General features: G+C 72.0%; 16 protein-coding genes. 12 read left to right on the plus strand and 4 right to left on the minus strand.

Features of this window, described 5'->3' with window-relative positions; all coding sequences use genetic code 11:
- The first annotated feature begins 47 nt into the window (after nt 1-47).
- Together ACFYW9_RS32535 and ACFYW9_RS32540 are read left to right on the plus strand one after the other, a co-directional pair.
- Complete coding sequence (locus ACFYW9_RS32535; protein WP_351874357.1) at nt 48-1,562, plus strand: 3-hydroxyacyl-CoA dehydrogenase; 1,515 nt, start codon at nt 48-50, stop codon at nt 1,560-1,562.
- Nucleotides 1,559-2,149, plus strand: a complete 591-nt coding sequence (locus ACFYW9_RS32540) for a TetR/AcrR family transcriptional regulator (protein ID WP_351874354.1) — start codon at nt 1,559-1,561, stop codon at nt 2,147-2,149. Before ACFYW9_RS32535 ends, ACFYW9_RS32540 begins: the two co-directional genes overlap by 4 nt.
- Before the next feature lie 64 nt (nt 2,150-2,213).
- Here the strand turns inward: ACFYW9_RS32540 and ACFYW9_RS32545 are convergent, their stop codons facing one another.
- A complete protein-coding gene (locus tag ACFYW9_RS32545) occupies nt 2,214-2,714 on the minus strand; it encodes an Lrp/AsnC family transcriptional regulator (RefSeq protein ID WP_382783426.1) in 501 nt (166 codons plus the stop codon).
- A 174-nt stretch (nt 2,715-2,888) separates the two neighbouring features.
- Between ACFYW9_RS32545 and pdhA the strand changes: the two genes are divergently transcribed.
- From pdhA to ACFYW9_RS32580, 7 genes are all read left to right on the plus strand, one after another.
- Nucleotides 2,889-4,058 (plus strand): pyruvate dehydrogenase (acetyl-transferring) E1 component subunit alpha, encoded by a 1,170-nt coding sequence (gene pdhA / locus ACFYW9_RS32550; RefSeq protein ID WP_389157988.1) that lies wholly within the window; start codon nt 2,889-2,891, stop codon nt 4,056-4,058.
- Entirely contained in the window at nt 4,055-5,059 is a 1,005-nt protein-coding gene (locus ACFYW9_RS32555; protein WP_328450396.1) for an alpha-ketoacid dehydrogenase subunit beta, read from the plus strand. The genes pdhA and ACFYW9_RS32555 overlap by 4 nt, the downstream gene beginning before the upstream one ends.
- Complete coding sequence (locus ACFYW9_RS32560) at nt 5,059-6,585, plus strand: dihydrolipoamide acetyltransferase family protein (RefSeq protein WP_389158022.1); 1,527 nt, start codon at nt 5,059-5,061, stop codon at nt 6,583-6,585. Before ACFYW9_RS32555 ends, ACFYW9_RS32560 begins: the two co-directional genes overlap by 1 nt.
- An 88-nt stretch (nt 6,586-6,673) precedes the next feature.
- Nucleotides 6,674-7,813, plus strand: coding sequence for a DUF6457 domain-containing protein (locus ACFYW9_RS32565; RefSeq protein ID WP_389157992.1), 1,140 nt, complete (start codon nt 6,674-6,676; stop codon nt 7,811-7,813).
- Nucleotides 7,810-9,267 carry a molybdopterin molybdotransferase MoeA gene (locus tag ACFYW9_RS32570; protein ID WP_389157996.1) on the plus strand — a complete coding sequence of 486 codons (1,458 nt, stop codon included), beginning with the start codon at nt 7,810-7,812 and terminating at the stop codon, nt 9,265-9,267. The genes ACFYW9_RS32565 and ACFYW9_RS32570 overlap by 4 nt, the downstream gene beginning before the upstream one ends.
- Nucleotides 9,268-9,331: 64 nt before the next feature.
- A complete protein-coding gene (locus ACFYW9_RS32575; RefSeq protein WP_389157998.1) occupies nt 9,332-10,432 on the plus strand; it encodes a potassium channel family protein in 1,101 nt (366 codons plus the stop codon).
- A gap of 36 nt (nt 10,433-10,468) precedes the next feature.
- A complete protein-coding gene (locus tag ACFYW9_RS32580) occupies nt 10,469-11,449 on the plus strand; it encodes an NAD(P)H-quinone oxidoreductase (protein WP_389158000.1) in 981 nt (326 codons plus the stop codon).
- 116 nt (nt 11,450-11,565) lie between these two features.
- Here the strand turns inward: ACFYW9_RS32580 and ACFYW9_RS32585 are convergent, their stop codons facing one another.
- Nucleotides 11,566-12,321 (minus strand): hypothetical protein, encoded by a 756-nt coding sequence (locus ACFYW9_RS32585; RefSeq protein WP_389158003.1) that lies wholly within the window; start codon nt 12,319-12,321, stop codon nt 11,566-11,568.
- A 228-nt stretch (nt 12,322-12,549) separates the two neighbouring features.
- Here ACFYW9_RS32585 and ACFYW9_RS32590 point away from each other — a divergent pair, with 228 nt between their 5' ends.
- Entirely contained in the window at nt 12,550-13,092 is a 543-nt protein-coding gene (locus tag ACFYW9_RS32590) for a bacterial proteasome activator family protein (protein ID WP_326786689.1), read from the plus strand.
- Nucleotides 13,093-13,293: 201 nt separating this feature from the next.
- On the opposite strand, the gene ACFYW9_RS32595 is transcribed toward ACFYW9_RS32590, so the two are convergent.
- Nucleotides 13,294-14,910, minus strand: a complete 1,617-nt coding sequence (locus ACFYW9_RS32595) for a protein kinase (RefSeq protein ID WP_389158006.1) — start codon at nt 14,908-14,910, stop codon at nt 13,294-13,296.
- A 301-nt stretch (nt 14,911-15,211) separates the two neighbouring features.
- On the opposite strand from ACFYW9_RS32595, the gene ACFYW9_RS32600 reads away from it, so the two are divergent.
- Entirely contained in the window at nt 15,212-16,774 is a 1,563-nt protein-coding gene (locus tag ACFYW9_RS32600; RefSeq protein ID WP_389158009.1) for a protein kinase, read from the plus strand.
- Nucleotides 16,775-16,930: 156 nt separating this feature from the next.
- On the opposite strand, the gene ACFYW9_RS32605 is transcribed toward ACFYW9_RS32600, so the two are convergent.
- A complete protein-coding gene (locus tag ACFYW9_RS32605) occupies nt 16,931-17,593 on the minus strand; it encodes a response regulator (protein ID WP_389158012.1) in 663 nt (220 codons plus the stop codon).
- A gap of 412 nt (nt 17,594-18,005) precedes the next feature.
- On the opposite strand from ACFYW9_RS32605, the gene ACFYW9_RS32610 reads away from it, so the two are divergent.
- A partial coding sequence (locus ACFYW9_RS32610; protein ID WP_389158015.1) for a thiamine pyrophosphate-dependent enzyme occupies nt 18,006-18,508 on the plus strand: 503 nt, incomplete at its 3' end.

Below are 18,508 nucleotides of genomic sequence, written 5' to 3' on the forward strand. Positions count from 1 at the left end.
GGGGTCCGCCGCATCTGTGGACAACGCCGTGCGGGAGGATCGCGCACATGACAGCACTCGACCTCAGCAGCCCCGTGGCAGTCGTCGGCACCGGCACCATGGGCCAGGGCATCGCCCAGGTCGCGCTGGTGGCGGGCCACCCCGTGCGGCTCTACGACGCCGCTCCCGGACGTGCCGCGGCCGCCGCCGAAGCGATCGGCGCCCGGCTCGACCGCCTCGTCGCGAAAGACCGGCTCACCGGCGCCGACCGGGACGCCGCGCGCGCCCGGCTCCAGCCGGCCTCGGACCTCACCGACCTCGCGGACTGCGTGCTCGTCGTCGAGGCGGTGCTCGAACAGCTCGACGTCAAGCAGGAACTGTTCGGCGAGCTGGAGGACATCGTCGGGGACGACTGCCTGCTGGCCACCAACACTTCCTCCCTGTCCGTCACGGCCATCGGCGGCGCGCTGCGCAACCCGGGCCGGCTCGTCGGGCTGCACTTCTTCAACCCGGCGCCGCTGCTGCCCCTCGTGGAGGTCGTCTCCGGGTTCGCGACCGACGTCACGTCGGCCACGCGCGCGTACGAGACGGCCCGCGCCTGGGGCAAGACGCCCGTCGCCTGCGCGGACACGCCCGGTTTCATCGTCAACCGCATCGCGCGGCCCTTCTACGCCGAGGCCTTCGCGGTCCACGAGTCCCAGGCGGCCGACCCCGCCACCATCGACGCCGTCCTGCGCGAGTCCGGCGGTTTCCGGATGGGCGCGTTCGAACTCACCGACCTGATCGGCCAGGACGTCAACGAGTCCGTCACGCACTCCGTGTGGCGGTCCTTCTTCCAGGACGTGCGCTTCACGCCCTCGCTCGCCCAGCGGCGACTCGTCGAGGCGGGCCGGTTCGGCCGCAAGACGGGCCACGGCTGGTACGACTACGGGGACGGCGCCGAACCCGCCGAGCCGCACACGGCGGAGAAGGCGCAGCCGCCCGCGTACGTCGTCGTCGAGGGCGACCTGGGCCCCGCCGCCGACGTTCTCGCCCTGATCCGTGAGGCGGGCATCCAGGTCCGGGAGGACGAGGAGGACCACGGCACCCGCCTGGTGCTGCCGAGCGGCGGCCAGCTCGTCCTCGCCGACGGCCAGACCTCGGTCGAGTTCCGCGACGTCGTCTACTTCGACCTCGCACTCGACTACCGCAAGGCCACCCGGATCGCCCTGTCGGCGTCCCAGGACACCGCTCCCCAGACGCTCTCCGAGGCCATCGGTCTCTTCCAGGCGCTGGGCAAGGACGTCAGCGTGATCGGGGACTGCCCCGGCATGATCGTCGCCCGCACGGTGGCCCGGATCGTCGACCTCGCGTACGACGCGGTGGCCAAGGGCGTGGCCACCGAGGAGGACATCGACACCGCGATGCGCCTCGGCGTCAACTACCCCCTCGGCCCCTTCGAGTGGAGCCGCAGGCTCGGCGTGAACTGGTCGTACGACGTCCTGGACGAGCTGCACGTGCGCGACCCCTCCGGCCGCTACGCCCCGTCGCTCGCGCTCTACCGCCACGCGTACGCCAACGAGAAGCGGGAGGGCACCCAGTGACCACCGCCAAACGGGACACGTACACACCCGAGACGCTGCTCTCCGTCGCCGTCCAGGTCTTCAACGAACGCGGCTACGACGGCACCTCCATGGAGCACCTCTCCAAGGCGGCCGGCATCTCCAAGTCGTCGATATACCACCATGTCTCGGGCAAGGAGGAGCTGCTGCGGCGCGCGGTGAGCCGGGCGCTGGACGGCCTCTTCGAGATCCTCGACGAGGAGCACGCGCGCGTGGGACGCGCCGTGCAGCGCCTGGAGTACGTGGTGCGGCGCATGGTCGAGGTGCTCACCTCGGAGCTGCCCTACGTGACGCTGCTCCTGCGGGTGCGCGGCAACACGGACACCGAGCGGTGGGCCCTGGAACGGCGCCGCGACTTCGACCACAGGGTCGCCGAGCTCCTGAAGGCCGCGGCCGCCGACGGGGACGTGCGCGGCGACGTGGAGGTCCGGCTCGCGACCCGGCTGGTCTTCGGAATGATCAACTCGCTCGTGGAGTGGTACCGCCCCGACGCGCGGGGCATGGGCGCCCGGGAAGTGGCCGACGCCGTGGTGGTGCTGGTCTTCGGAGGGCTCCGGCAGGAGTCCTGAGGGCGCTTGTGGGGCCGGTGGAGCGGGGGCCGGGCCGGCCTGTGCGGGGCCGGTGCCGGTGGCGTCAGGCCTCCGGCTCCAGGTCCTCCTCCTCGAAGACCAGCAGTGTCCTGCTGCTGAGCACCTCCGGGATGGCCTGGAGCCGGGTGAGCACCAGTTCGCGCAGCGCCCGGTTGTCCGGCGTGTGCACCAGCAGAAGCACGTCGAAGTCGCCGCCCACCAGGGCGATGTGCGAGGCCCCGGGCAGCACCCTCAGCCGCTCCCGCACCGTGCGCCAGGAGTTCTGCACGATCTTGAGGGTGATGTACGCCGAGGTGCCCTGTCCCGCGCGTTCGTGGTCGACGCGCGCCCCGAAGCCGCGGATCACACCGTCCTCGATGAGCCGGTTGATCCGCGCGTAGGCGTTGGCCCGCGAGACATGGACCCGCTCGGCCACGGAACGTATGGAGGCACGGCCGTCCGCCTGCAGCATGTGCAGGATGTCCTGGTCGATCGCGTCGAGCGGACGGGCGGGCGGCACGGAGGGTCCGGCCTCCGGCGGCTCGGCCATTTGTTCAGGTGCCATGTCCCCCCGCCTCCCTACCATGGACGTACTGCATCCATCTCAGGCTGCGCAGAACCGTTTGTCCACAGCCTGGCGGCGCCTGTAGCCAAAATGTGCCGACGACCGAACAATCGGTAGGTGAGGCGCATCACACCCGTGACGCGCCTGAAGCCGCTCCCACGAGGAGGTGCCGTCATGACGGTCATGGAGCAGCGAGGGGCCTACCGGCCCACGCCGCCGCCCGCCTGGCAGCCCCGCACCGACCCCGCGCCGTTGCTGCCCGACGCGCTGCCCCACCGCGTCCTCGGCACCGACGCGGCCGCCAAGGTCGATCCGGCCCTGCTGCGCCGTCTGCACACGGAACTGGTGCGTGGCCGCCGGTACAACGTCCAGGCCACCGCGCTCACCAAGCAGGGCCGTCTCGCCGTGTACCCGTCCAGCACCGGACAGGAGGCCTGCGAGGTCGCCGCCGCGCTCGTGCTGGAGGAGCGCGACTGGCTCTTCCCCAGCTACCGCGACACCCTCGCCGCCGTAGCCCGCGGCCTCGACCCCGTCCAGGCCCTCACCCTCCTGCGCGGCGACTGGCACACCGGCTACGACCCGCACGAGCACCGCATCGCGCCTCTGTGCACCCCGCTCGCGACCCAGCTCCCGCACGCCGTGGGCCTCGCGCACGCCGCCCGCCTCAAGGGCGACGACGTGGTCGCGCTCGCCCTGGTCGGTGACGGCGGCACCAGCGAGGGCGACTTCCACGAAGCGCTGAACTTCGCCGCCGTGTGGCAGGCGCCCGTCGTCTTCCTCGTGCAGAACAACGGCTTCGCCATCTCCGTCCCGCTCGCCAAGCAGACCGCCGCCCCGTCGCTGGCCCACAAGGCCGTCGGCTACGGGATGCCGGGCCGTCTGGTCGACGGCAACGACGCGGTGGCCGTGCACCAGGTCCTGAGCGAGGCCATCGCCCACGCGCGCGCGGGCGGCGGTCCCACCCTCGTCGAGGCCGTGACGTACCGCATCGACGCGCACACCAACGCCGACGACGCCACCCGCTACCGGGGCGACGCCGAGGTCGAGACCTGGCGCGGCCACGACCCCGTCGTGCTTCTGGAGCGCGAGCTGACCGAGCGCGGTCTGCTCGACGAAGCGGCTCTCCAGGAGGTGCGCGACGGCGCCGAGGCGATGGCCGCGGACCTGCGTGAGCGCATGAACCAGGACCCGGTGCTCGACCCCATGGACCTGTTCGCCCATGTGTACGCACAACCCACTCCTCAACTGCTTGAGCAGGAGAGCCAGCTGAGAGCGGAGCTGGACGCCGAGGCGGACGGCACGCTCGGAGCGGGCCCGCACGGCCCGGAAGGAGCCGGGCGATGACCACGGTTGCCCTCAAACCGGCCACCATGGCGCAGGCGCTCGGGCGCGCCCTGCGCGACGCCATGGCCGCCGACCCGGCCGTCCACGTCCTGGGCGAGGACGTCGGCACCCTCGGCGGCGTCTTCCGGGTCACCGACGGACTCGCCAAGGAGTTCGGCGACGACCGCTGCACGGACACCCCGCTCGCCGAGGCGGGCATCCTCGGTGCGGCGGTCGGCATGGCCATGTACGGCCTGCGGCCGGTCGTGGAGATGCAGTTCGACGCGTTCGCCTACCCGGCGTTCGAGCAGCTGATCTCGCACGTGGCGAAGATGCGCAACCGCACACGGGGCGCCATGCCCCTGCCCATCACGATCCGCGTCCCCTACGGCGGCGGCATCGGCGGCGTCGAGCACCACAGCGACTCGTCCGAGGCGTACTACATGGCGACCCCGGGCCTGCACGTCGTCATGCCCGCGACCGTGTCCGACGCCTACGGACTGCTGCGGGAGGCCATCGCCTCGGACGACCCGGTGGTCTTCCTGGAGCCCAAGAGGCTGTACTGGTCGAAGGATTCCTGGAACCCGGACGAGCCGCCGGCCGTTGAGCCGATAGGCCGCGCGGTGGTGCGGCGCTCGGGCCGGAGCGCCACGCTGATCACCTACGGGCCGTCCGTGCCCGTCTGCCTCGAAGCCGCCGAGGCTGCGCGGGCCGAGGGCTGGGACCTCGAAGTCGTCGACCTGCGCTCGCTGGTGCCGTTCGACGACGAGACGGTCGCGGCATCGGTGCGGCGGACCGGACGAGCGGTCGTCGTGCACGAGTCGGGCGGGTTCGGAGGACCGGGCGGGGAGATCGCGGCCCGCGTCACGGAGCGCTGCTTCCACCACCTGGAGGCGCCGGTGCTGCGCGTCGCCGGGTTCGACATCCCGTATCCGCCGCCGATGCTGGAGCGGCATCACCTGCCCGGCGTCGACCGGATCCTGGACGCCGTGGGACGTCTGCAATGGGAGGCGCAGAGCTGATGGCACAGGTGCTGGAGTTCAAGCTCCCCGACCTCGGGGAGGGACTCACCGAGGCGGAGATCGTCCGCTGGCTGGTGGAGGTCGGTGACGTCGTCGCCGTCGACCAGCTCGTCGTCGAGGTCGAGACGGCCAAGGCGATGGTCGAGGTCCCCTGCCCCTACGGCGGTGTGGTCACGGCCCGCTTCGGCGAGGAGGGCACGGAACTGCCCGTGGGGGCACCGCTGCTGACCGTCGCCGTGGGCGCCCCGGCCGATGACGGCGGGACCGGCGAGGACGAGCCGAGCGACGAGGGCTCCGGGAACGTGCTGGTGGGATACGGCACGGGAGCGCCCCCGGCGCGGCGCAGGAGGGTTCGCCCCTCCGGCGCCGCCGGAGGACCGGCCGGGGCACCGTCCCCGGCGGGCACGGGTGCCTCGCCCGCCCGGCCCGCGCAGGGCCGCCCCGCACCCGTCGCCGCCGTACCGCCGGACACGGCGGACATGGCGCGGACCGCTCGCAACGGCGTCACCCCCTCGCGGGGCGACGGCCCGGTTCCGGTCATCTCGCCCCTCGTGCGACGGCTCGCCCGGGAGAACGGTGTGGACCTGCGGGAGCTGGATGGCTCCGGTCCCGAGGGACTCATCCTGCGGGCGGACGTCGAGTACGCGCTGCGCGCGGCGGCGACCGGACGGCTGCGGTCGTCCGCCACGCCGCAGTCGCACCGCACCGCGACGGCCGGGCCCGGTGCTCCCGTCACGGAGCCCGCGTACGAGGGACTGCCCGGCCAGATGACCTCCTACGCGGACATCGCGTCGGTGGTGCCCGGTGGGTCCGGTGTCTCCCGGGGCACGTCCCCGGGGGGTGTCCGGGTGCCCCTCCGGGGTGTCCGCGGCGCCGTCGCCGACAAGCTCTCGCGCAGCCGGCGCGAGATCCCGGACGCGACCTGCTGGGTGGACGCCGACGCGACGGAGCTCATGCAGGCGCGCAGGGCGATGAACGCGGCCGGCGGCCCGAAGATCTCCCTGCTGGCACTGCTGGCCCGGATCTGCACCGCGGCGCTGGCCCGTTTCCCCGAGCTCAACTCGACGGTCGACATGGAAGCCCGCGAGATCGTCCGGCTCGGCCAGGTGCACCTGGGCTTCGCGGCCCAGACCGAGCGCGGGCTCGTCGTCCCCGTCGTGCGGGACGCGCACGCACGGGACGCGGAGGGGCTGAGCGCGGAGTTCGGCCGGCTGACCGAGGCGGCCCGGACCGGGACGCTGACGCCCGCGGACCTCACGGGCGGCACCTTCACGCTGAACAACTACGGCGTGTTCGGTGTCGACGGCTCCACGCCGATCATCAACCACCCCGAGGCGGCCATGCTCGGCGTCGGCCGCATCATCCCCAAGCCCTGGGTCCACCAGGGCGAGCTGGCGGTGCGTCAGGTCGTCCAGCTCTCGCTCTCCTTCGACCACCGGGTCTGCGACGGCGGTACGGCGGGCGGCTTCCTGCGGTACGTGGCGGACTGCGTGGAGCAGCCGGCGGTGCTTCTGCGGACTCTGTAGGACACGCGGTCCGGTCGGCCCGGCCGGCCCGGTAGCTGTGCCGTGCCCCGGGGGTGGCGCCGATTCCTCGGACGCCCATACTCGGGGCATGACCGCGTACGAGCCCGAGGGCGCGACCGGACGACCCGGCGGCGCCGGCCCGCGAGGCACCCCCGGTGCCGATGCCGGGTACGACGCCGTCGTGCTCGCGGGTGGTGCCGCCCGGCGGCTCGGCGGCGAGGACAAGCCCGGCGTGCGGGTGGGCGGCCGGACCCTGCTGGACAGGGTCCTGGCCGCGTGTGCCGATGCCACCCGCACGGTGGTCGTGGCCCGGCCCAGGCCCACGGCGCGTCCCGTGGAGTGGGCCCGCGAGGACCCGCCGGGCGGGGGACCGCTCGCCGCGCTGGACGCCGGGCTGCGTCACACCGGGGAGCCGTACGTCCTCGTGCTCTCCGCCGACCTTCCGTTCCTGGAGGAGAAGACGGTCCGGCGCCTGCTGGACACCCTTCGCGCCGGCACCCCACACGAGATCCCGGGGGCATCCCGCCCGGCCCGGCCCGGGTATGCCACCCGCATCGAGGGGCCCGGCACCCGCCACGACGGGCATGACACCTGTCACGACGACCCCGGCACCCGCGCCGACGGGTCCGGTACCCGGGCGGACGGTCCCGGCGCCCGTTTGGACGGTGTTCTCCTCACCGACCCCGACGGGCGGGATCAGCCCCTCGTGGCTGTCTACCGCGCTGACGCGCTGCGCCGCGAGCTGGGTGCGCTCGCCGCCGCGCACGGGAGCCTCTCCGGGCTGCCGCTCCGGCGGCTCGTCGCCGCCCTCGACCTCACCCGCATCACCGACCCCGTCGCGTCCTTCGACTGCGACACCTGGAACGACATCGCCGCCGCTCGAGCGCGCATCAGGGAGCATGGGCACGTGCTGGATGAATGGATTTCCGCAGTCAAGGACGAACTGGGCATCGACCTGGACGTCGACACCGGCGTGCTGCTCGACCTGGCCCGCGACGCCGCGCACGGCGTCGCCAGGCCGGCCGCGCCGCTGACCACGTTCCTCGTCGGATACGCGGCCGCGCGGGCCGGCGGAGGACCGGAAGCGGTCGCCGAAGCCGCCCGCAAGGCCGCCGCGCTCGCGCTCCGCTGGGCCGACGAGGACACTCCCGACGCCCGGCCGGACAGCGGGCCGCCCGCCGCCCCGGCCACGCCCGCCACGCCCGCCACCGAGCCGGACGCCGGATGACCGCCGCCCGCTCCACCCGGGACAGCCAGGACGGCCAGGACACGGACGACTTCGACGTCGAGGAGGCGCTCGCCCTGGTCAAGGGCGAGGGTGCCCGCCCGTCAGGCGAGCCCGGACGGGCGGAGCGTGCCGTCCCGGGCACCCAGGGAACCGACCCGGCAGCGGTCCCCTCGCCGGGCGCCCAGAACAGCGGCGAGGCCAAGCACATCCGTCACCGGTCCACCCCGTGGCCGGAGGCCCGGGCCGTCGCCGAGCGGGCCGCCCGTGCCCTGTCCCGCCGTACCCCCGTCTCGGTCCCCCTCGACGCCTCCCTCGGCCTCGTCCTCGCCGCTCCCCTGACCGCGCTCACCGACCTTCCCTCCTTCGACACCTCCGCCATGGACGGCTGGGCGGTCGCCGGACCCGGGCCCTGGGAGGTGCGGGAGGACGGCGTACTCGCCGGGCACGCGGAACCGGAGCGGCTCAGCGACGGCGAGGCGGTCCGGATCGCCACCGGGGCGCGGGTCCCGCGGGACGCGACCGCCGTCCTGCGCAGCGAGCACGGGCACCTCGACGACAAGGGCCGGCTGCACACGGGCGCCGGGCAGGAGCCGGGTTCCGCCCGGTCCCGGGGAATCCTGGCGCTCACTCACGGGCAGGACATCCGCCCGCGCGGCCAGGAGTGCCGCAACGGTGACCAGCTGCTGCCGCTCGGAACCCTGGTCACCCCCGCCGTGCTGGGCCTCGCGGCGGCCGCCGGGTACGACACACTCGCCGTCGTCCCCCGCCCGCGCGCCGAAGTTCTCATCCTCGGCGACGAGCTGCTCACCGAGGGACTTCCCCGGGAAGGGCTCATCCGGGACGCGCTCGGCCCCATGCTGCCGCCGTGGCTGAGGGCGCTGGGCGCCGAGGTCGTCGCGGTGCGCCGGATCGGCGACGACGCCAAGGCGCTGCACAGAGCGATCACCGGCTCCCGGGCCGATCTGATCGTCACCACCGGCGGCACCGCCGCCGGCCCCGTCGACCACGTCCACCCCACCTTGCGCCGGATCGGCGCCGAACTGCTGGTGGACGGCGTCAAGGTGCGGCCGGGGCATCCGATGCTGCTGGCTCGTATCCAGGAGAGCCAGCACCTCGTAGGGCTGCCCGGCAACCCCCTCGCGGCCGTCTCCGGACTGCTCACGCTCGCCGAGCCGATGCTGCGCGCGCTGGCCGGACGCATGGCCCCGGAGCCGTACACCCTGCCCCTCGGGGAAGCCGTGCAGGGGCATCCGTACGACACCCGGCTCATCCCCGTCTCGCTGCGGGGCGAGCGGGCCGCGCCGCTGCACTACAACGGCCCGGCGATGCTGCGGGGCATCGCCGCCGCCGACGCGCTCGCGGTCGTACCGCCGGGCGGTGCGCGCGCCGGGCAGGAGCTGGAACTCCTCGATCTGCCGTGGGCCGTCGCGGGGATCGACGCGTGCTTCGTCTGAGCAGGTCCGGGGGCATGAGCGGCATGGAGTCCGGGGGCATGAGCGGCATGGATCCGAGCGGGGAGTGTTTCACGTGAAACTTCCGGGCGCCGATACGATCGCCCGCCAGGCGGACGAGCATCTGATGACCCACCAGGTGAAACTGCCGCAGAAGGTGGTACAGCGTCCGATTCGACAGGTGGCGAAGCGGCTGTCGATGGCGTTGCTGCTGCTCGTGCTCACCGCGCTCATCGTCTGGGTCGACCGCGGTGGCTACACCGACAACTCCGACGGCAGCGTCGACCTGCTCGACGCCTTCTACTACGCGACGGTCACCCTCTCCACCACCGGATACGGCGACATCACCCCGACCAGTGACGTCGCCCGGCTCATCAACATCCTGGTCATCACGCCCCTGCGGGTGCTGTTCCTGATCATCCTGGTCGGCACCACGCTGGAGGTCCTCACGGAACGCACCCGGGAGGAGTGGCGACTGAACCGCTGGAGGGCGACCTTGAGGGATCACACCGTCGTTGTCGGCTTCGGGACCAAGGGGCGGTCGGCCGTCGAGACCGTCTGCGCGACCGGGCTCAAGAAGGAACAGGTCGTGGTCGTCGACCCGAGTTCCCGGGTGGTCGACGCGGCGACGGCCGAGGGGTACGCGGGAGTGATCGGGGACGCCACGCGCAGCGATGTGCTGATGCGCGCCGAACTCCACAAGGCGCGGCAGATCATCGTCGCCACCCAGCGGGACGACACCGCGGTCCTGGTCACCCTGACCGCGCGGCAGCTCAATCGTGGGGCGAAGATCGTCGCCGCCGTCCGCGAGGAGGAGAACGCGCCGCTGCTCCGGCAGTCCGGCGCCGACGCGGTCATCACCAGCGCCAGCGCGGCCGGCCGACTGCTCGGCCTCTCCGTGCTCAGTCCCGCCGCGGGCATGGTGATGGAGGACCTGATCCATCAGGGCAGCGGGCTCGACATCGTGGACCGGCCCGTCACGAAGGCCGAGGTCGGCATGAGTGCCCGGGACACCACCGACCTCGTGGTCAGCGTCGTACGGGGGCATCGCGTGCTCGGATACGACGAACCGGACGTCGGCACACTGCAGTTGACGGACCGGCTGATCACGATCGTCCGGGTCACCCCGAGCATCCGGACGGCGCCGGACACCCGGCACCTGCCGTAGGAACAGGCGACACCGCGCAGGAGTAGCGTCCATCTCATGTACGCGATCACGATTCCCGAACCTGGTGGGCCCGAGGCGCTGGTGTGGGACGAGGTTCCCGATCCGGTACCGGCCGAGGGCGAAGTGCTGGTCGAGGTGGTGGCCAGCGCCGTCAACCGCGCCGATCTGCTGCAGCGGCAGGGTCTGTACAACCCGCCGCCCGGAACCTCCCCCTATCCCGGACTCGAATGCTCGGGGCGTATCGCCGCGGTCGGTCCGGGCGTCCTCGGCTGGTCGGTCGGCGACGAGGTGTGCGCGCTGCTCGCGGGCGGCGGATACGCCCAGAAGGTCGCCGTCCCCGCCGGGCAGCTGCTCCCCGTTCCCGCGGGCCTGGACGTCCTGCGGGCGGCGGCGCTGCCCGAGGTGACGTGCACGGTCTGGTCGAACGTCTTCATGGTCGCCCATCTGCGCCCTGGCGAGACCCTGCTCGTGCACGGCGGCTCCAGCGGCATCGGCACCATGGCGATCCAGCTCGCGAAGGCCGTGGGCGCGAAGGTCGCGGTGACGGCGGGCACCAAGGAGAAGCTCGATTTCTGCGCGGAGCTGGGCGCGGACATCCTGATCAACTACCGCGAGCAGGACTTCGTCGAGGAGATCGGGCGGGCCACCTCAGGAGCGGGTGCCGACGTCATCCTCGACAACATGGGGGCCAAGTACCTCGACCGGAACGTGCGCGCCCTCGCCGTCAACGGGCGGCTCGCCATCATCGGCATGCAGGGCGGCATCAAGGCGGAGCTGAACATCGCCGCGCTCCTGAGCAAGCGTGCTGCCGTCAGTGCCACCTCGCTGCGGGCCCGGCCGCTCAGCGAGAAGGCGGCGATCGTGGCGGCCGTGCGGGAACACGTGTGGCCGCTGATCGACTCCGGTCATGTCCGTCCTGTCGTCGACCGTGAGCTGCCCATGAGCGACGCGGCGGGTGCGCACCGGGTGCTGGAGGAGAGCAGTCACATCGGAAAGGTGCTGCTCGTCGCCCCCTAGCGGCTGACCCGGCCGCGGTGGCCGATCCGCCCCCTGGGCTGGATCGGCCACCGCACGTCGGCGCTTCCTGTGTGGGGGGCTCAGCCGCGGTACGTCGGCGCTTCCTGTGAGGTGGCTCAGCCGCGGCGTACCCGCAGGCCCAGGAAGGCCAGGGCCAGGCCCAGGCCGACGAGGATCAGGCCGCTGCCCAGCGGCAGGAGTGCCAGGTCACCGCCGGGCGTGGAGCCGGGGCCCACGACGCTCTGCTGGACGGGGGCCGCGTTGTCGCGTGAGGGGTCGGGGGCTTCGCTCGGCCCCGTGATCCCGGTGTCCGCGGCGGGGGCCGTGTCCTGGAGGTCCGGGGTGTCCTGGCTGCCGGGGTCCTGGCTGTCCTGGCCGTCCGGTTCCGTGCGGCCGGGACGTTCGCGTCCCTCCCCCGCGTAGCTGCCCGCGCGGGACGGGTCCGCCGTAGGGGTGGGGCGGGCCGGATCGGAGGCCGTGGGGCCGGCCGCGTCCGAGGCGCTGGGCCCGTGCGCGGACGGGCCGGGCGGGTTGGACCGTCCGGGGGACGGAAGCGGTGAGCCGGCCCCCGAGGGGGACGGGGCGGGCGGGGTGGTCCCCGAGGCGGACGGGGTGGTCCCTCCCGAGGAGGGAGTGGGGGCAGTGGGCGAACCGGGCGGGCCGGGGCTCTGGGCGGGCGGAGCCGGTGAGGCGGTGGCTCGGGCGGACGGAACCCGTGAGGCGGTGTACGAGAGGCCTCCGGAGTGGGCCGGGGCGGGGGCGGCGAGGGTGCCCGGGCCCGTCGGCGCGGCGTTCGCGAGCGGGGCGGGGCCGTTCAGCAGGGCGGCCGCGAGGAGTCCGGCCGTGGGCAGGGTGCGCAGCCATGGAGTCACGTCGGTGACCCCCTCCCGGAACGGTTCGCCAAGACGGGTGCCGTGATCGACGCAACCAGCCTCACATGACGTCGTGATCCCGGCATCTCGACCGAAAATGGCGTCATTCGCGCACTTCAGAGGCTGTGGAAACCCTTCCTGTCGCCAACTGGGCCGACGGAGGTGGTGGATCACCGTGTACGGGGGGCACCACCGTGATGGAGTACGTGGGTGCGAGAGAATGGCGGCATGGAGATGCCGAGGAACGAACGGTCGCCGGAGAACCCTCAGATCCTGGTCGTGGGCCAGGACGGAATGGCTCTCGGCGGCACCGGGGACGAGGACTCCCGCGAGATCCCGGTGACGGAGATGGTGGAACAGCCCGCCAAGGTGATGCGCATCGGCAGCATGATCAAGCAGCTGCTGGAGGAAGTGCGCGCGGCACCCCTGGACGAGGCCAGCAGGGTCCGCCTCAAGGAGATCCACGCGAGTTCCGTCAAGGAACTGGAGGACGGTCTCGCTCCGGAGCTGGTGGAGGAGCTGGAGCGGCTCTCGTTGCCCTTCACGGACGAGGGGACTCCCAGCGACGCCGAACTGCGGATCGCGCAGGCTCAGTTGGTGGGCTGGCTGGAAGGGCTCTTCCACGGGATCCAGACGACCCTGTTCGCCCAGCAGATGGCGGCCAGGGCGCAGCTGGAGCAGATGCGCCGTGCCCTTCCGCCGGGTGTCGGCGGTCTGGAGGGCGACGAGGACCTCCGTACGGGAGGCCGTTCGGGCGGACCGTACCTGTAACCACGTAGGGCCGGGCCACCGCCTCCGTCGCCCGGCGACGCGCGGTCACCCCGACGGGAAGCCGAGGGGAAGGGGCCCGGCACGTGAGTGCCGGGCCCCTTCCCGGTTCCGCTGCCGGAGCGTCCGCGGTCACTCCTGTCGTGGAGCGCCGTGGAGCGCCGTGGAGCGTCCGAGGACGCTGGGGCGGGGTCGCCGAGGACGCTAGGACGGGTCGCCCGAGGACACCTTGAGCTCGATCTCGGGCATGTCCTTGGGGTCGACGTCGTCACCGGCGGAGGGGAACTGGTCCATGACCGTGTCCTCGCCGTACGTGTTCTCGTCCACGCGCGTGACCTTCATCTGCCAGCCGGCGGCCTGGAAGCAGGACTTCACCGAGCTGAGGTTCTTGAAGTGGAAGTCGGGGACCTCGATCTTCTTCGGGTCGTTGTACGACTCCGTCGGGTCCGTGCACTTCTCGGTGTCGATCTTCTTCGACGTGTCCGGACCCTTGTGCCCCGCGACCGCGGTGGGCGACGAGCTGGCGGTGCTGTCGCCGCCGCCCTTGTTGTCGTCGCCGGTTCCGCCGTTCAGGACCAGCGCCGTGATCAGGCCGCCGACCGCCATGAGCGCGACCAGGACCGCGCCGACCACGACCGACTTGCTGCTCCTGCCGCGGCCCTGGCCGCCGGCGGGCTGGGGCGAGAGGTTGTACGGGGGAGGCGTGGAGGTGCCGTGCTGCCCGGCGTACGCGGCGGTCTGCGGCGGAGTCGGGTAGCCGCCCTGCTGCGGGTAGCCGTACGCCGGGGCGGGGGTCGGCGTGCCGTACGGACCGGGCTGGTACGGCGTCTGCACGGGGCCGGGCGCCGGGGTGCCCTGGTCGACCGGCGGGAACACCGCGGAGCCGACGCCCGAACCGCTGGGAGTCTGGGCGCCCGGCACGATGTTCGGTGCGGCGGCCTGGAACGACTGCGAGACCCGGAGGCACTCGTCGCGCATGATCTCGGCGCTCGGGAAGCGTTCGTTCGGGTTCTTCTTCAGCGCGCGGGCGATCAGCGCGTCCACCGCAGGGGGCAGCGAGCGGTTGACCGAGGAGGCCGCGACCGGCTCCTCCTGGACGTGCGCGTAGGCGATGGCCAGCGGGGAGTCCGCCTCGAACGGCAGCCGACCGGTGACCAGCTGGAACAGCATGATGCCGACCGAGTACAGGTCGGACCGGGCGTCGACGCCACGGCCGAGGGCCTGCTCCGGGGAGAGGTACTGCGGGGTGCCGACGACCATGCCGGTCTGGGTCATGGAGGTGACGCCGGACTGCATGGCGCGGGCGATGCCGAAGTCCATGACCTTGACGACGTTGCGCTTGGTCATCATCACGTTGCCCGGCTTGATGTCCCGGTGGACCAGGCCCATCTCGTGGCTGATCTCCAGGGCCGCCAGCACGTCCGCGGTGATCTTCAGGGCCTTGTCGGCGGGCATCGCGCCGTACTGCTGGATGTCCGCGTCGAGGACCGAGCCGAGCGGCTTGCCCTCGATGTACTCCATGACGATGTACGGCGTCGTCATGCCGTCGAGGTCGTCCTCACCGGTGTCGAAGACCGAGACGATGTTCGTGTGGGTGAGCTTGGCCACCGACTGGGCCTCGCGGCGGAAGCGCTCGCGGAAGGCCTGTTCCCGGCCGAGTTCGGTGTGCAGGGTCTTGATCGCGACCTGGCGGTCGAGCACCGAGTCGTACGCGAGGTGGACCGAGGCCATGCCACCCTCGCCGAGCAGATCGCGCAGCTGGTAGCGGCCGCCGGCGACCGCACGCCCCGCGTACCGGCCCTGTGCGCCGTCCTGGCTCATCTTCTGCGTCCCCCGCGGCCGTGATCGATTGGCTTATTCCGGGCCAAGTCTGCCCGAGGGCACGGACACGTCAAGCTCGGTGCCCGTTCCGTGACCGTCTGAGAAAGAAGCGTCGCGGAAGCGTTACAGGTGACGTACGGCCGGTACACGGAAATTGCACCGACGGCACTCCGACGGGTTGGATGGCCGGTCCACTCACGCTCATCTCGGACCGGCGTCCCGCGCGAAGCCTGTAGCGTGGCCCGACGGAGACCGTAACAACCACCGCGCAGACCGCGGGCAGAAACGACGGCGAGGACTGATGGCACAGCAGCAGCGCGCTCAGGGCCCGTCCGACCCCGAGGCGACTGGCGGCGGTATGTCAGATGCGCCGGAGATGTGGGGTAACGGCGGGCTGGTCGGCGACGGCCGATATCGGCTGACACACAGGCTCGGCCGGGGCGGCATGGCCGAGGTGTTCGCCGCCGAGGACGTGCGTCTCGGGCGGACCGTGGCGGTCAAGCTGCTCCGTGCCGACCTGGCCGAGGACCCCGTGTCCAAGGCCCGTTTCACACGCGAGGCACAGTCGGTCGCGGGGCTCAACCACCACGCGGTCGTGGCCGTGTACGACTCCGGCGAGGACGTCGTCGGGCACGGGGTCGTCCCGTACATCGTCATGGAGATCGTCGAGGGTCACACGATCCGCGATCTGCTGATCAACGCCGAGGCCCCCGGGCCCGAGCAGGCGCTGATCATCGTCTCCGGTGTCCTGGAGGCGCTGGCCTACTCGCACCAGCACGGGATCGTGCACCGGGACATCAAGCCGGCGAACGTGATCATCACGGAGACCGGCGCGGTCAAGGTGATGGACTTCGGCATCGCGCGTGCCCTGCACGGCGCGCAGTCGACGATGACCCAGACCGGCATGGTCATGGGCACCCCGCAGTACCTCTCCCCGGAGCAGGCGCTCGGCAAGGCCGTCGACCACCGCTCCGACCTGTACGCGACCGGCTGTCTGCTCTACGAACTTCTCGCGCTGCGGCCCCCGTTCACCGGCGAGACGCCGCTGTCGGTGGTCTACCAGCACGTCCAGGACATCCCGATGCCTCCCTCGGAGGTCTCGGGCGAGGTGCCGCCGGAGCTCGACGGGCTCGTCATGCGCGCCCTCGCGAAGGATCCGGACGACCGGTTCCAGACCGCCGAGGAGATGCGCGGACTCGTCCAGTACGCGCTCCAGATGCTGTACGACCAGGGCAGCCACACCGGCACCTGGAACACCGGCCCGGTCACCATGCACGAGGGGTCGCACGGCCACGGGCCCGGTTTCGCGGGTACGGCCGCGCTGCCGCACCCCGGTGACTACGGCACCACGCAGATCCCGGCACCGCTCATCCCGCCCTACGGGGGCGGCGACGACGGCGGCTTCGAGGGGCACGGCAACCGGGGCGGCGGCCGCGGCAAACTGTGGATCCTCGCGGTCTTCGCGCTGATCGCCATCGCCGCCGGTGTCGCGCTGGCGCTCAAGACCACCGGCAACGGCACGGGTTCGGAGACCGGGACCACGCCGTCGCCGACCGTCTCGCACTCCAGCAAGAACGACGGCTCCAGCGAGCAGCCCAGCGACGACTCGACGGACCAGTCCACGGACGACGACACGTCGGACGACTCGACCAACACCGGCGACAGTACGGACTACCCCCCGTCGTACGAGCCGACGCGGAGCGTCACCAGCGAGCCGACGACGGACCAGCCGACCGACGAGCCGACGAAGACCGCACCGACCACGGCGGCCCCGACCACACCGGCCACACCGACGGACGAGCCGACGACCGAGGATCCGGCCGGCGGCGGCACCGAGTCCCCCGCCGCGGGGGACGAGGGCTGACCCGGTCCGGTTCTCCCGGGTCCGTTCGGACCCGGGAGAACGGATTCTTCACGTCCGCTTCTTCCCGTCCATTCCCCGCTCTCCGTCGCTCCGCTCCCCGCTCCCCGCAAAGGGCCGCGAGCCGTAAAGGGAAAGGGGCCACCAGCCCCTGATCATTCAAGGATGCCGCTGTTCCGCCTGTTTGCGGGCCACGTAGGCGGCCGCCTGCGACCGGCGCTGCATTCCCAGTTTGGACAGCAGGCTCGACACGTAATTCTTGATCGTTTTCTCGGCGAGGTGCAGTCGCTCGCCGATCTGGCGATTGGTGAGCCCCTCGCCGATCAGATCGAGGATCCTGCGTTCCTGGTCGGTGAGACGGGAGAGCCGGCTGTCGTCCTTGGTGCCGCCGTCCCGCAGCCTCTCCAGGACGCGCGCGGTGGCCACCGGGTCGAGCAAGGATTTTCCGGCCGCGACATCCCGGATCGCCGTGAGCAGCTCCTGGCCGCGGATGGCCTTGAGGACATAGCCCGAGGCGCCCGCCATGATCGCGTCGAAAAGGGCCTCGTCGTCGGCGTACGAGGTCAGCATCAGGCATTTGATGTCCTCGTTCGCGGAACGGATCTCGCGGCACACCTCCACGCCGCTGCCGTCCGGGAGACGCACGTCCAGGACGGCCACGTCCGGGCGGGTGGCCGGGATCCGTACCAGCGCGTCGGCCGCCGTACCCGCTTCCCCGACCACTTCGATGTCGTCCTCGACCGAGAGCAGTTCGTGGACACCGCGGCGGACCACTTCGTGGTCATCGAGGAGGAATACAGTGATTTTCCCGATTTCGCGCACGGAGTCAGTCTCACACACGGTCATGGGCATTGCCCCAGGTGAACTCTTCCCGAGCCCGGGGTGGCCGGGATAACGTGCCGGTGTTCCGGCCCCCTGCAAGGCTGTGACCAGTGCTGTGACCAGCGACTGTTCCGATCTGCTCGATCTAGTAGGAAATCCACGTATCCAAGTACTCGGATTTCCTATAAAAATCGCAGGTCAGGAGGGGTTTCACAGAATTGTGAAGCACTGGGTAACGTGGCAGTTGCAGGGCGCTCGCCGGGGCACCTGTCACGCCTGTTCCCGGCCGAGTGGCACCCACCCCGTGCACGGGTGCCGGAACAGGCGAGCCGCTCTCCCGAGCTCGAACCGCGAGCGAGGGGGACCCCAGCCTTCCGGCAACCCCGGGGGCCGGACCGACGGAGGAGCACACGTGACCGTGGAGAGCACTGCCGCGCGCAAGCCGCGACGCAGCGCCGGTACGAAGAGCGCCGCGAGCGCCAGTACGACCGGTACCAAGAGCGCCGCGAGCAGGAGCGCCGGCGCGGCCGCCAAGAAGTCGCCCGGGGCGACGGGCGGCGAGCCGGAGCTCGTTCAGCTGCTGACCCCGGAAGGCAAGCGGGTCAAGGACGCCACGTACGACCCGTACGTCGCCGACATCACCCCCGAGGAGCTGCGCGGCCTGTACCGGGACATGGTCCTGAGCCGCCGCTTCGACGCGGAGGCCACCTCCCTGCAGCGCCAGGGCGAGCTGGGCCTGTGGGCCTCGATGCTCGGCCAGGAGGCCGCCCAGATCGGTTCGGGCCGGGCCACCCGCGACGACGACTACGTCTTCCCGACCTACCGCGAGCACGGCGTCGCCTGGTGCCGCGGGGTCGACCCGACCAACCTGCTCGGCATGTTCCGGGGTGTGAACAACGGCGGCTGGGACCCGAA

The sequence above is a fragment of the Streptomyces sp. NPDC002698 genome (genome assembly GCF_042888945.1).
Taxonomy (GTDB): Bacteria; Actinomycetota; Actinomycetes; order Streptomycetales; family Streptomycetaceae; genus Streptomyces.